This is a genomic window from Sphingopyxis sp., from assembly GCF_035998905.1.
Classification (GTDB): domain Bacteria; phylum Pseudomonadota; class Alphaproteobacteria; order Sphingomonadales; family Sphingomonadaceae; genus Sphingopyxis.
In genome coordinates this window covers 212,275-223,968 of the sequence record NZ_DASYHG010000029.1, presented here as the reverse complement: position 1 = coordinate 223,968, position 11,694 = coordinate 212,275, and the positions used below count along the sequence as shown (strand labels likewise).

Sequence of the window (11,694 nt, the reverse complement as noted above, 5' to 3'; positions counted from 1 at the left end):
GGATAGGGGAAGGGCTTAAAGCCATCCCGCAGCGCGCAGCTGCGGCATCATGTCGCGCGCGACGGGCGCTTCATGGCCGGAACGGAGCGTGAGGATGGCGGTGCGGCCGTCGCGGCGCACCGAAGCGACCGCCTCTTTCCCCACCCACCAGCTGCGATGCACGCGCAGGCCATTGGCATTGCCGAGCCGCTCGATCGCATCGCGCATCCGCATCAGGATCAATTCCTCGCGGGCTTCGCCGATGACGCGGACGTAGTGATCCTCGCCCTTCAGGGCGCAGACGGGACCGAATCCTGGCGGCAGGGGCAGCGACGGCGACGACGAATCGGGAGGCGGCGATGCGGCGGGTTCGTCCGATTGCGTTCCGGATACCACAGCCGCCCTGCGATCGTCTTTTCGACCAAAGACCGCCGCCATCACGACCGACGCCAGGACCGATATGACGCAGATGTAGAGATACATAGTCCAGAAGCCCGGCCAGCGCAGCGTGTCGGCGAATCCCGTCTGTGTCACCATCATCGTGACGAGCAGCGTCAGCGGCACGCTGGCGACGACAAGGGCGAGGAGCCTTCCCGCAGTGTGCGGCAGTCCGGTGGCCTCGCACAGCCAGCCGGCCGCGATATTGATCGGACGAAACAGCGCATAGCCCGCGAGCAGCCAGATCACCCAGCTGAGCATCCGCTGCGCGGGCGGGGCGGCGAAGGTCCCGAACGGCCCGAGCAGGCCAACCAGCAGGCCAAGCGCCACCATCACCAATATTTCGATCGTCAGCCGTTTCGCCATGTCGCGCCTTTTGCGTGCCATTTCACGAAGCGTCAATTGGCCGGGCGGCCGGTCTGGCGAAGAAATTCGCCGCTTTTGCGAAGGACGGATTGCCGGCGAACGGCGGGCAGGCAGGGGAGAATGCATGACTTGCAACCGACAGGATTTTGCCATGACCGCCGCACCGTCCCGCACTGCCCCTCTTCGCCGCGCCGGGCTGATCGCCCTGCTCGTCCTCGCTGCCATCATCCTGGCGGTCCTTATCCGCTCGTTCGGCGGCGCGTCGGATTATCGCACGCCGGCGTGGGCGATCTGGATCCATCTGGCGACGGTCGTCCCCGCGCTGCCGCTCGGCGCCTGGCTGCTCCGACGGCAGCGCAAGGGCGACGCCGCGCACCGGATCGGCGGGCGCATCTGGGTCCTGCTGATGATCGTTACCGCGATCGACAGCTTCTGGATCCGCACGATCACCGGCGGCATCGGTCCGATCCACATCTTTTCGGCGGTGACGATCGTCCAGTTGCCGCGCGCGATCTGGTTCGCGAGGACGGGGCAGGTCGAGCGCCACATGAAGATCATGCGCGGCGTGTTTTTCGGACTGATCGCCGCCGGGTTTTTCGCGATGGCGCCCGGGCGCACGCTGTGGGGGCTTCTCTTCGGTTGAATGCGCAGGGCGGTTGCGCCTAAATCGCCCGCATGACGCAAAAGCTCTCCATCGTCCTTTCGCAGATGACGCAGGTCGTCGGCGACCTTGCCGCCAACGCCGACGCGATGCGCGCGGTGCGCGCGCGGCATGCGGATGCCGACCTGATTCTCTATCCCGAGTTTCAGCTGATCGGCTATCCGCCCGAGGACCTTGTGCTGAAGCCCGCGCTGGCGGACCGCGCCACGACGCTCCTCGCCGAACTCGCCGCGGAGACCGGCGATGGCGGCCCGGCGATGCTCGTCGGATCGGTCGAGCGCGCCAAGGACGAATATGGGAACAACGTGCTCTACAACATCGTCGCCTTGCTCGATGGCGGGCAAATCGTCGCGACGCGAAGGAAGCATGAACTACCCAATTACGGGACCTTCGACGAGAAGCGCGTCTTCGTCCCCGGCCCGCTCCCCGATATCGTCGAATGGCGCGGTGTAAAGCTGGGCCTGCCGATCTGCGAGGACGGATGGTTGCCGAAGGTTTGCCGGCATCTGGCGGGGCAGGGCGCCGAACTGCTGATTTCGGTCAACGGCAGTCCGTATGAGATCGACAAGGACGAGCGGCGCCTGACGCAGGTGTTCGCGAGCCGTGTCGCCGAAACCGCGCTGCCGGTGATTTTCCTCAACCGCATCGGCGGGCAGGACGAGATCGTGTTCGACGGCTGCTCGTTCGTGCTGAACGGCGACGGGACCACCGCGCACCGGCTGACCGACTGGGAGCCCGAGGAACGCGTAACGCACTGGACGAAAGGCGCCGGAGGCTGGCGCTGCGAGACGGGTGCGATCGCCGAATGGGAAGCGCATCCCGCCGACATCTACAGCGCGATGATCCTGTCCTTGCGCGACTATGTCGAACGCAACCGCTTCCCGGGCGTCGTGCTCGGCCTCTCGGGCGGGATCGATTCGGCAATCTGCGCCGCGATCGCCGCCGACGCGCTAGGCCCCGACAAGGTCTGGTGCGTGATGCTGCCGAGCCGCTTCACGAGCCAGGAAAGCCTCGACGATGCCGCGGGTTGCGCCGAAATGATCGGATGCCGGCTCGATGCGATCCCGATCGCTGCGGCGGTCGACGCGTTCGACGCGATGCTCGCGGGCAGCTTCGCCGACAAGGACGTCGACATCACCGAAGAGAATGTCCAGTCGCGCATCCGCGGCGTCACGCTGATGGCGCTCAGCAACAAATTCGGCCCGATGCTGCTGACGACGGGCAACAAGAGCGAGATGAGCGTCGGTTATGCGACAATCTATGGCGACATGGCGGGCGGCTATAATCCGCTGAAGGACGCGTACAAGATGACGGTGTTCGCGCTCGCCGCGTGGCGCAACGGACATGTCCCGCGCCTGTCGCGCAACCCGGTGACCCCGGTGATGCCCGCGAATATCGTCACCAAGCCGCCGAGCGCCGAGCTGCGCCCCGACCAGAAGGACGAGGACAGCCTGCCGCCCTACGCCGACCTCGACCGGATGCTTCACATGCTCGTCGAGGAAGAAGCGAGCGTCGACGATGTCGTCCAGCGCTACGGCTTCGACCGCGACGCGGTGGTGCGGATCGAGCGTTTGCTGATGCTCGCCGAATATAAGCGCCGGCAGGCGCCGCCGGGGGTCAAATTGTCGACCCGCAATTTCGGGCGCGACCGGCGCTATCCGATTACCCACGGGTTCCGCACGGGATAAAGGCAGGGGGGAGCTATGGCTTTGATCGGACCCGCGGCCCCGGCGCCACGCGCCGCAATGGCACTGGAGACGCTGCGCGTCACCGTCGCGACCCTCATCCTCATCCATGGTGCCTATCGGCTCGCAGCGGGGCTGGTCGAACCGTTCGGAACCTGGCTCGACAGCCTCGGCTTTCCCTTCGGCTATGGCTGGGCGATGGCGGTGACGCTGTACGAACTCGTCGGCCCCGCGCTGATGCTCGCGCGCCGCTGGACGAGCCTTGCCGCGCTCGGTCATGCGGGCATCCTCACGCTGGGCATGATCCTCGTCCACCTGCCCGCAGGCTGGTTCGTCGTCGGCGGCGGGCGTAATGGAATGGAGTATAGCGTTCTGCTGATCGTCGCGCTGCTCGCGATTGCCTGGGCCTATTGGCCGCGGCGCCGCGGGCAAGGCTGAGGGCGTGGCGAACTGGCTCACCGGGATCGGCTATGCGCTGTCGATCGTCAGCGTGGCGTTGCTGGCGTGGGCCGCCTGGCCGGCGCCCGGCGAGGACAGGTTGTGGGCGTGGGTGATCGTCGCGGGCGCGGTCCTGTCGGTGATCGGCATGGGGCTGCGCTGGGCGGCGCACATCGTCCAGAACCGCAAGATCGCGGAAGACAACTGACGGCGGGCGATTATGCGGTTATAGGCGCCGCGCATGACCGTCGTAACCCGCTTCGCCCCCTCGCCGACCGGCACCCTGCATGTCGGCAATGTCCGCACCGCGCTGCACAACTGGCTGTGGGCGCGCAAGCATGGCGGCCGTTTCCTGCTGCGGATCGACGACACCGACCTCGAGCGGTCGAAAGAGGAATATGTCGAGGCGATTCGCGCCGACCTCGGCTGGCTCGGATTCGATATCGACGGCGAGGAACGGCAGTCTGCGCGTTTTGCGCTGTACGAGGCTGAGTTTGAAAAGCTGAAGACGGCGGGACGCGTCTATGCCTGTTACGAAACCCCCGAAGAACTCGATATCCGCCGCAAGGTCCTGCTCTCGCGCGGGCTTCCCCCCGTATACGAACGCAAGTCCGCGGACGCGCCGGTGCCCGAAGGGGTCGCGCCGCACTGGCGCTTTCGCCTCGACCATGACGCACCGATCGAGTGGACCGATATGGTTCGTGGACAGCAGCATTTCGAACCCAAAACCATGTCCGACCCGGTGGTACGTCGCGCCGACGGCAGCTGGCTCTACCTGCTGCCCAGCGTGATCGACGATATTGCGATGGGAATTACACATGTCGTGCGCGGCGAGGACCATGTGTCGAACACGGCGGCACAGATCCAGATGTTCGACGCGCTCGGCGCGGCGCCGCCCGCTTTTGCGCACGAAGCGCTGCTCGTCGGGACCGAAGGGAAATTGTCGAAACGACTGGGCTCGCTCGGCATGGCGAGCCTGCGCGAGGCGGGGATCGAGCCTATTGCGCTCGCCGCCTTGCTCGCGCGGCTTGGGACGAGCGATCCGGTCGAGCCGGTGACCTCGCTCGCGCCGCTGATCGAAAGCATTGATTTCGCGCGCTTCGGCCGCGCGCCAGCGCGCTTCGATGAGGCCGAACTGGCGCTGATCAATCAGAAGATATTGCACCACACCGATCATGAAGCGGTTGCCGACCGCCTGCCGGCCGCGATCACCGCGGCGCGTTGGCACGCGATTCGGCCGAACCTGATGACGGTTGCCGAGGCGGCCGACTGGGTGGCGGTGTTCGACGGCCCGTTCGTGCCGCCGCCCGCCGATCCGGCCGACCGGACGGTGATCGCCGCCGCCGCCGCCGCCGCGCCCGGTGTCGACTGGAGCGCCGATCCCTGGCACGCGCTGACCGGCGCGGTGAAGGAGGCGACGGGTGCGAAAGGGCGCGCACTCTTCCTGCCGCTGCGCCGCGCGCTCACGGGGCGCGACCATGGTCCCGACATGGGCGAGCTGTTGCCGCTGGTCGCGAAGGACGAGGCGATCGCGCGGCTGTCCGCCGCCTGAATCCTTGCCGCGACAATCGAGGCAAAACTTGCCTACCGATCCGCTTGACAAGATAAGTTATGTTATAATATCACTTATTCCTGACCTGGCCGATAGCGACGGTCAGAACGCCGCGGGGCCGGGTCATCAAGGCAAGGAGAGATGCCATGACCCTGATACCTTTGATTTCGGCCATCATGGCCGCCCCCGAAACGACGACGGCGCCCGCCGGGGCTTCCGCGCTGCTGCCGCGCAACAGCTATGGTACCGGCAACCGCCACCGCCCGGTCGCCGCGCTGCTCGCAGTGGGATTGCCCGTCGCGCTCGTTGTCGCCGTCGCGCTGTCGCCGATGGTCATGGAGTCCAAGCCGCGGACCACCCCGCTGATCGGCACGATCATCGAACTGCCCAAGCCGCCCCCGCCGCCGCCCGATGTGGTCGAGGATGCCAAGCCGATGCCGAAGGCGTCGTCGGCGACCGACAGCGTCGATCCGCTGGTCAAGACAACCCCGCTCACCAATGATTTTGTGGAAAAGGGACCCGTGATCGTCGACCTGCCGCCGATCGATCCGGGCCCGCCCGCCCGCCCGGCCGATCCGCCGCCGCTTCCCAAGCTGGTGTTCGCCGAGCTCGATCCGCGCTTTGCGGGCGCCTTCCAGCCTGACTATCCGGCGAGCGAGCAGCGCCGCGAGGTCGAGGGGGTGGCGAAGGTGCGCGTGCTCATCGGCACCGACGGACGCGTGAAGGCGGTCGAGCTGGTCAGCACCGACAGCCCCGGCTTTTTCGAGGAGACGAAGCGCAGGGCGCTTGCCAAATGGCGCTTCAAGCCCGCGACGCGCGGCGGGGTGGCCGAGGAAAGCTGGAAGGTGATGACGGTGCGCTTCGAGATCAAGAACGCCTGACGGCGCGAGGAGACCCCTCCCGGGCGGGCGGCCGATATTGCCGTCCGCCCGTTCCTTTCGCTTGACAGAAAGGCCGAATCCCGCCAAAGGCGCCCGGATATTGGAGGGCGGCGCGGCGTCGCGCGGCCCTTTCATGTTTTTCACACCAACGTCGGGGCCCTAGTCCCGCCGCATCCATCGGACCTCCGGCGGATGTGCAGTTACTTCGAGGAACAGGGCCATGGCCAAGCCGACGACCGTCAAGATCAAGCTGGTGAGCACCGCCGACACGGGCTTTTTCTATGTCACGAAAAAGAACCCGCGCACGATGACCGAAAAGATGTCGGTGCGGAAATACGACCCGCGTGTCCGCAAGCACGTCGAGTTCAAGGAATCCAAGATCAAGTAATGGCTTTTCCCGTGCGGCATTGCCGTGCGGTTTGAAAATGCGTCATTCCTGCGGAAGCGGGGATCCAAAGGGCGGCCGCGTGCCGCCCTTTTTCGTGCGCGGCTGGCCGGGCGGTCCGCTAGCGGTCGCGCAGCGGGCGCCGCGCGACGTCATTCTCGATGATGTTGCGGATCGTGATGAGCGTCTTGAACGAATGGACGCCCTTGTCCTCGCCGAGCGCACGGCGCGTGAAGACGTCATATTCTTCCATCGAGCCGACCTGGACCTTGAGCAGGAAATCATCGTCGCCGGTGACGTCCCACGCGCCGGTGATTTCGGGGTGGCGGACGATGTCGCGGGCGAAGCTGTCCATCGTCTGCGGACCCGCCTGCTGCATCTGAACGAGCACGTGCATCGTCAGCGCCGATCCGGTCAGCGCCGGATTGACCACCGCGATATCGGCGACGATCACCTTTTCGGCGCGCAGCCGCCGCAACCGCCGGAGCACTGCCGACAGCGACAGCCCGACCTTTTCCGCCAGCACGCGCGCAGGCTCGAGGTTATTGGCGCGTGCCAGCTCGAGCAGCCGCCGGTCGAAATCGTCGAGATCGATCATTTTTCGCATATATAGGTCTATAGCGCTAAAATTGGTCGCTCGCACGGCCAATTTGGGCGACAATCGCCATCGGCTCGGACGTAAAAGGCAGGTGACGCAGCGGCATGGCCTCCGGCCCGCTCCCTCCCCGCCGCCTGCGTCGAGGAGACTGAAAATGACCCAGCATCGCGAATCGAACCCGATCAGCCGCCTCTGGAATATCGTGGCCGGGGCCTCCGCCGCTGCGGTGGCGATCCATTATGCCGCGCCGTGGAAGTCCGCGGCGGCATCGGATACGGTGCTCCGGACCAATCGGGGCGGCTGCGCGGCCTGACCCGCGGCGGCCACCATCCCCGGCGCTGGCCGGGGATGGCGTTCGTCGGGTTCGTCAGGCGAAGGCGCCGACGCTTTCGATGAACTTGATCACCGAAATCGGCTTCGACACATAGGCTTCGGCTCCGGCGGCGCGGATCTGTTCCTCGTCGCCCTTCCCCGCATAGGCGGTTACCGCCATGATCGGCACCGCGCGCAAGGTGAGGTCGGCCTTCATCTGGCCGATCAATTCGAGTCCGCTGACGTGCGGCAGCTGGATATCCATGATGATCAGGTCGGGCGCAATTTCGCGCGCCTTCGCCAGCGCGTCGCGCCCGTCGCGGACGGGATGCGCGCTATAGCCATGGGCGTTGAGCAGGTCGCAGAACAGGCGGAGGTTAAGCTCGTTATCCTCGACGACCAGGATGGTCTTGCCCATGTTGCTTGTGTTCCCCACCTTGCGTCCGCGGCCCGTTTAGGCGAATCGGCCGCACGACACAATTGCATCGCGACGAAGGGATAGCGGGTTTTGCATGAGGGTGACGAGGCGCTGGCGCTGCACGCGCTCGGCTGGATATTGGGCGACGAACCACGCGCAGAGCGGCTGCTCGGGCTGACCGGGCTGGCGCCCGATGAGCTGCGCGCTTCGCTGGGCGAGCGCGCGACGCTCGCGGCGATCCTTGCTTTTCTTGCCGGTCATGAAAATGACCTTGTCGCCTGCGCCGATGCGTTGCAGGTGCCGCCAGCGAGCCTTGCCGCCGCCGCCCAAAGACTCGAAGGAACCGCCACATGAACCGCCCGCTCGTCATCACCGATTGCGACGAGGTGCTGATGCACATGGTCGTTCCTTTCGCCGAATGGGTCGACGCCGAGCATGGCGTGATCTTTCGCATCGAGGATGCGAGCTTCGCGAACGCGTTGAAGCGCAAGGAATGCGGCACGCCGCTCGAGGCGGCCGAAGTGTGGCCGCTGCTCGACGGCTTTTTCCGCCGGGAAATGACGCGGCAATATCCAATCCCCGGTGCGCTCGCTGCGATGGCGGCGATCGGCGCCGAGGCCGATATCGTCGTGCTCACCAACGTCGGGCCCGAACATCAGCAGCGCCGCGTCGACCAGCTTGCGCTGCATGATTTTCATGCACCGGTCATCGGCAGCCGAGGCGGCAAGGGCGAACCGGTGCGGCGCCTGATCGAGGAATATCAGCCCTCGGTCGCGGTGTTCATCGACGATCTGGCCGGCCATCACCAGTCGGTGGCGGAGGTCGCGCCCGACGTGTGGCGGCTCCACCTCGTCGGTGAGCCGGCGATCGCCGACAAGATCAGACCGGCGAAATATGCCCATGCGCGCATCGACGACTGGACGGCGGCGCGCGACTGGATCCTGGCGCGCCTCGCCGAAAACATCCCCGCCCCGACCCCCGAACCGGTTTAAGACAAGGACATAAGCATGGATATCGCCGCCAAGATCGCCGAACTCGGCCTCGAACTCCCCAAACCCGCCGCGCCGGTCGCGGCCTATGTGCCCGTCGTCGAGCATAATGGCTTGCTCCATATCAGCGGCCAGCTGCCCTTCCGCGACGGGCAGGTCGTGACCGGACGGCTTGGCGAGGATGTCGATGTTGCGGGCGGACAGGATGCCGCGCAGCGCGTCGCGCTGATGCTCGTCGCGCAGATCGGACAGGCGCTCGGCGGCGACTGGTCGCGTGTCGAACGGATCGTCAAGCTCGGCGTGTTCGTCAACAGCGCCCCCGATTTTACCGACCAGGCGAAGGTCGCCAATGGTGCGTCGGACCTGTTCGAGGCGCTGTTCGGCGAGGCCGGCCGCCACGCGCGCGCCGCAGTCGGCGTCGCGGTGCTGCCGCTCGGCGCCGCGGTTGAGGCCGATGCGATCGTCGCGGTGAAGCCCGCCTAAGGAATCCGGTGGCCGAAGCCGACCCGCCTGCCCGGACGATCTCGCTCGGAACCGGCATCGCCGCGATCGACGCGGCGGCGTGGGATGCGCTCCACGATGGCGGCAATCCGTTCGCCGGCCACGCCTTCCTGACGCTTCTCGAAGAATCGGGCAGCGTGGGGGCGGGGACTGGCTGGCAGGCGGCGCCCTTGCTTGTCGAGGATGCGGCGGGTGCGCTGGTCGCCGCCGCCCCCGCCTATCTCAAGTCGCACAGTCAGGGCGAGTATGTTTTCGACCACGCCTGGGCCGACGCCTGGGCGCGCGCGGGCGGCGACTATTATCCGAAGCTGCAGATTGCGGTGCCCTTCACCCCCGTTCCGGGGCCGCGGTTGCTGGCGCCGGACAAGGCCGACGCACTGCTGTTGCTTCGCGCCGCCGAGGCGGTGGTGCGGCAGAATCAGTTGTCGTCGGCGCACGCAACCTTCGTCGCCCCCGACCAGATGCCGCTGTTCGAGGAAGCGGGGTGGCTCGTCCGCCGCGATATCCAGTTTCATTTCGCGAATGCCGGTTATGCGAGCTTCGACGACTTCCTTGGCACGCTGAACTCGCAAAAGCGCAAGCAGCTTCGCAAGGAACGGCAACGCGCCGTCCACGGCCTGCGCATCGAGGAGCTGACGGGCGACGCGATCCGTCCCGAACATTGGGACGCGATGTGGCTTTTCTATCAGGACACGGGCGCGCGCAAATGGGGGCATCCCTATCTGACGCGCGCAGCCTTCGACCTGATGGGTGCGCGGATGGCGGACAAGATCGTCCTGCTCATCGCCTATGACGCCGAAGAGCGGCCGGTGGCGGGCGCGCTGCATTTCCTCGGCGCCGATACGCTGTACGGCCGTTACTGGGGATGCCTTGTCGAGATCCCCTATCTGCATTTCGAATTATGCTATTACCGCGCGATCGACATTGCGATTGCACGCGGTCTCGCCCGCGTCGAGGCGGGCGCGCAGGGCGGACACAAGCTCGCGCGCGGCTATGGCCCCGTTGCGACCTGGTCGGCGCACTTCATCGCCGATCCGGGTTTTCGCCGAGCGGTTGCCGATTATCTCGAACAGGAACGCCGCGCCGAAGAAAGTGAAATGGAATGGCTGGAAGGGCATACGCCCTTCAAGCGGACGGATTAGGCCGCGAAGCGGCGCGCGGCGGGACGGCGCGCCGTCTCGTCGAGCCAGGCGCGCGCCTGGCGCTGCGCTTCGGCGATTTCATCGCGCGACATTTCGTCGGACAGGTCGGCGCGGCACTGCTGGCCTTCGATATTGCCGCCGAGCGCGGCAAGGTTGAACCATTTATGCGCTTGGATCAGGTCGACATCGACCCCGCCGGTGCCGGTCGAAAAAGCGATACCGAGATCGAAATAGGCATTGGCGTCGCCGCGTGCGGCGTCGAGCAGACGGCTCTCGATCAGATATTGGGCAGACTTCAGACTGTTCGCCATGATAACCCCCTTTTGCCTCCACCCCACATGGAGACCTCGGGGTCCAAAGTTGCGACTTATGGTCAACAAAGCGTTAACGACGATCGCAGTTTTTTGTGGATATCGTGCGAGCGCCCCAGAAATCCTAGGATTTTTCGGTCAATCAGCCGACCGGCAAATTGTCGATCAGCCGTGTTTTCCCGATCCGCGCGGCCGCCAGTAGGCGCGCGGGGGCGCGAAAATCGCCTAATCGTTCGAGGCTGTCGGCATCGGCGAGCGCGACATAATCGACGCTGTCAAAGCCTCCCGCGACGATCGCCGCTTCGGCTTTGACGAGCGCCCCGGCGACGTCGCTGCCGCCCGCGATCGCTCTCGCCGCAGCGTTCAGCGCGCGCGGAAAGGCGGTCGCCGCCGCGCGCTGGTCGGTCGAAAGATAGGCGTTGCGGGAAGACAGCGCGAGGCCGTCGGCATCACGCGCGATCGGCGCGCCCAGGATGTCGATCGCGAAATCGAGGTCGCGCGCCATGCGGCGGATGATCGCGAGCTGCTGCCAGTCCTTTTCGCCGAAGATCGCGACGTCGGGGCGGACCTGGTTGAACAGTTTCGCGACGACGGTGGCGACACCGTCGAAATGGCCGGGGCGCGCGGCGCCGCAATAATCGGCGCCGAGTTCGGCGACCTCGATATGCGTGCTGTGGCCGCCGGGGTACATGGTGCGGACATCGGGCGCCCACAGCAGGCTGGTGCCTTCCTCGACCAGCATTGCCGCATCGCGCGCCTCGTCGCGCGGATAGGCGTCGAAATCCTCATTCGGGCCGAATTGCGTCGGATTGACGAAGATCGACACGACGGCATGGTCGGCGACGCGTTTTGCCATGCGGACGAGCGAGAGATGGCCGTCGTGCAGCGACCCCATTGTCGGGACCAAGGCTACGCTCTTGCCGCCCTGCTTCAGTGCCGTAACGGCACGGTGCAGCATCGCGATGTCACGGATGATTTGCACGCCCGATCGCCCTCCGATATTGGCGCGACTATATCACTTCGCGCGCCGGCCGCCCA

17 protein-coding genes are annotated in these 11,694 nt (G+C 66.0%); 12 read left to right on the top strand and 5 right to left on the bottom strand.

Annotated elements, in window-relative coordinates; all coding sequences use genetic code 11:
• Positions 1 to 15: 15 nt before the first annotated feature.
• Complete coding sequence (locus tag VGN62_RS18310) at positions 16 to 783, bottom strand: LytTR family DNA-binding domain-containing protein (RefSeq protein WP_327456557.1); 768 nt, start codon at positions 781 to 783, stop codon at positions 16 to 18.
• 151 nt (positions 784 to 934) lie between these two features.
• Between VGN62_RS18310 and VGN62_RS18305 the strand changes: the two genes are divergently transcribed.
• The 7 genes from VGN62_RS18305 to rpmG all read left to right on the top strand — a co-directional run bounded on the left by VGN62_RS18305 (position 935) and on the right by rpmG (position 6,388).
• Complete coding sequence (locus VGN62_RS18305) at positions 935 to 1,426, top strand: DUF2306 domain-containing protein (RefSeq protein WP_327456555.1); 492 nt, start codon at positions 935 to 937, stop codon at positions 1,424 to 1,426.
• 32 nt (positions 1,427 to 1,458) lie between these two features.
• Positions 1,459 to 3,132 (top strand): NAD+ synthase, encoded by a 1,674-nt coding sequence (locus tag VGN62_RS18300; RefSeq protein ID WP_327456553.1) that lies wholly within the window; start codon positions 1,459 to 1,461, stop codon positions 3,130 to 3,132.
• A 15-nt stretch (positions 3,133 to 3,147) separates the two neighbouring features.
• Positions 3,148 to 3,567: a DoxX family protein gene (locus VGN62_RS18295; protein ID WP_327456551.1), complete on the top strand. Its 420-nt coding sequence runs from the start codon at positions 3,148 to 3,150 to the stop codon at positions 3,565 to 3,567.
• 4 nt (positions 3,568 to 3,571) lie between these two features.
• Positions 3,572 to 3,775 carry a hypothetical protein gene (locus VGN62_RS18290; protein WP_327456549.1) on the top strand — a complete coding sequence of 68 codons (204 nt, stop codon included), beginning with the start codon at positions 3,572 to 3,574 and terminating at the stop codon, positions 3,773 to 3,775.
• A gap of 33 nt (positions 3,776 to 3,808) precedes the next feature.
• A complete protein-coding gene (gene gltX, locus VGN62_RS18285; protein WP_327456546.1) occupies positions 3,809 to 5,119 on the top strand; it encodes a glutamate--tRNA ligase in 1,311 nt (436 codons plus the stop codon).
• Positions 5,120 to 5,265: 146 nt separating this feature from the next.
• Positions 5,266 to 6,000, top strand: a complete 735-nt coding sequence (locus VGN62_RS18280; protein WP_327456544.1) for an energy transducer TonB — start codon at positions 5,266 to 5,268, stop codon at positions 5,998 to 6,000.
• Positions 6,001 to 6,220: 220 nt separating this feature from the next.
• On the top strand, positions 6,221 to 6,388 hold the full coding sequence (gene rpmG / locus VGN62_RS18275; RefSeq protein ID WP_058818055.1) for a 50S ribosomal protein L33: 168 nt from the start codon (positions 6,221 to 6,223) through the stop codon (positions 6,386 to 6,388).
• 118 nt (positions 6,389 to 6,506) lie between these two features.
• Here rpmG and VGN62_RS18270 read toward each other — a convergent pair whose 3' ends face one another.
• Positions 6,507 to 6,992, bottom strand: a complete 486-nt coding sequence (locus VGN62_RS18270; RefSeq protein WP_327456538.1) for an Lrp/AsnC family transcriptional regulator — start codon at positions 6,990 to 6,992, stop codon at positions 6,507 to 6,509.
• 145 nt (positions 6,993 to 7,137) lie between these two features.
• Between VGN62_RS18270 and VGN62_RS18265 the strand changes: the two genes are divergently transcribed.
• Positions 7,138 to 7,296: a hypothetical protein gene (locus VGN62_RS18265; RefSeq protein WP_327456536.1), complete on the top strand. Its 159-nt coding sequence runs from the start codon at positions 7,138 to 7,140 to the stop codon at positions 7,294 to 7,296.
• Between the two features lie 54 nt (positions 7,297 to 7,350).
• Here VGN62_RS18265 and VGN62_RS18260 read toward each other — a convergent pair whose 3' ends face one another.
• Complete coding sequence (locus VGN62_RS18260; protein ID WP_327456534.1) at positions 7,351 to 7,713, bottom strand: response regulator; 363 nt, start codon at positions 7,711 to 7,713, stop codon at positions 7,351 to 7,353.
• Between the two features lie 90 nt (positions 7,714 to 7,803).
• Between VGN62_RS18260 and VGN62_RS18255 the strand changes: the two genes are divergently transcribed.
• Genes VGN62_RS18255 through VGN62_RS18240 form a run of 4 tightly spaced genes read left to right on the top strand, consistent with a single transcriptional unit; the run spans position 7,804 to position 10,345 of the window.
• Complete coding sequence (locus VGN62_RS18255; protein ID WP_327456532.1) at positions 7,804 to 8,067, top strand: DUF3572 domain-containing protein; 264 nt, start codon at positions 7,804 to 7,806, stop codon at positions 8,065 to 8,067.
• Complete coding sequence (locus VGN62_RS18250) at positions 8,064 to 8,705, top strand: HAD family hydrolase (RefSeq protein ID WP_327456530.1); 642 nt, start codon at positions 8,064 to 8,066, stop codon at positions 8,703 to 8,705. Before VGN62_RS18255 ends, VGN62_RS18250 begins: the two co-directional genes overlap by 4 nt.
• A gap of 15 nt (positions 8,706 to 8,720) precedes the next feature.
• Positions 8,721 to 9,185: a RidA family protein gene (locus tag VGN62_RS18245; RefSeq protein WP_327456528.1), complete on the top strand. Its 465-nt coding sequence runs from the start codon at positions 8,721 to 8,723 to the stop codon at positions 9,183 to 9,185.
• Between the two features lie 8 nt (positions 9,186 to 9,193).
• Complete coding sequence (locus VGN62_RS18240) at positions 9,194 to 10,345, top strand: GNAT family N-acetyltransferase (protein WP_327456526.1); 1,152 nt, start codon at positions 9,194 to 9,196, stop codon at positions 10,343 to 10,345.
• Here VGN62_RS18240 and VGN62_RS18235 read toward each other — a convergent pair.
• Positions 10,342 to 10,656: a sel1 repeat family protein gene (locus VGN62_RS18235; protein ID WP_037515851.1), complete on the bottom strand. Its 315-nt coding sequence runs from the start codon at positions 10,654 to 10,656 to the stop codon at positions 10,342 to 10,344. The two genes, VGN62_RS18240 and VGN62_RS18235, sit on opposite strands and share 4 nt — an antisense overlap.
• Positions 10,657 to 10,798: 142 nt before the next feature.
• Entirely contained in the window at positions 10,799 to 11,638 is an 840-nt protein-coding gene (panC, locus tag VGN62_RS18230; protein ID WP_327456524.1) for a pantoate--beta-alanine ligase, read from the bottom strand.
• Positions 11,639 to 11,694: the final 56 nt, after the last annotated feature.

Excerpts from the sequence above, each read along its gene's own strand:
- VGN62_RS18260 (WP_327456534.1), bottom strand. The coding sequence starts at position 7,713 with ATGGGCAAGACCATCCTGGTCGTCGAGGATAACGAGCTTAACCTCCGC.
- VGN62_RS18235 (WP_037515851.1), bottom strand. The coding sequence starts at position 10,656 with ATGGCGAACAGTCTGAAGTCTGCCCAATATCTGATCGAGAGCCGTCTG.
- VGN62_RS18265 (WP_327456536.1), top strand. The coding sequence starts at position 7,138 with ATGACCCAGCATCGCGAATCGAACCCGATCAGCCGCCTCTGGAATATC.
- rpmG (WP_058818055.1), top strand. The coding sequence starts at position 6,221 with ATGGCCAAGCCGACGACCGTCAAGATCAAGCTGGTGAGCACCGCCGAC.
- VGN62_RS18310 (WP_327456557.1), bottom strand. The coding sequence starts at position 783 with ATGGCGAAACGGCTGACGATCGAAATATTGGTGATGGTGGCGCTTGGC.
- VGN62_RS18250 (WP_327456530.1), top strand. The coding sequence starts at position 8,064 with ATGAACCGCCCGCTCGTCATCACCGATTGCGACGAGGTGCTGATGCAC.
- VGN62_RS18270 (WP_327456538.1), bottom strand. The coding sequence starts at position 6,992 with ATGCGAAAAATGATCGATCTCGACGATTTCGACCGGCGGCTGCTCGAG.
- VGN62_RS18280 (WP_327456544.1), top strand. The coding sequence starts at position 5,266 with ATGACCCTGATACCTTTGATTTCGGCCATCATGGCCGCCCCCGAAACG.
- VGN62_RS18245 (WP_327456528.1), top strand. The coding sequence starts at position 8,721 with ATGGATATCGCCGCCAAGATCGCCGAACTCGGCCTCGAACTCCCCAAA.
- VGN62_RS18305 (WP_327456555.1), top strand. The coding sequence starts at position 935 with ATGACCGCCGCACCGTCCCGCACTGCCCCTCTTCGCCGCGCCGGGCTG.
- gltX (WP_327456546.1), top strand. The coding sequence starts at position 3,809 with ATGACCGTCGTAACCCGCTTCGCCCCCTCGCCGACCGGCACCCTGCAT.
- VGN62_RS18295 (WP_327456551.1), top strand. The coding sequence starts at position 3,148 with ATGGCTTTGATCGGACCCGCGGCCCCGGCGCCACGCGCCGCAATGGCA.
- VGN62_RS18300 (WP_327456553.1), top strand. The coding sequence starts at position 1,459 with ATGACGCAAAAGCTCTCCATCGTCCTTTCGCAGATGACGCAGGTCGTC.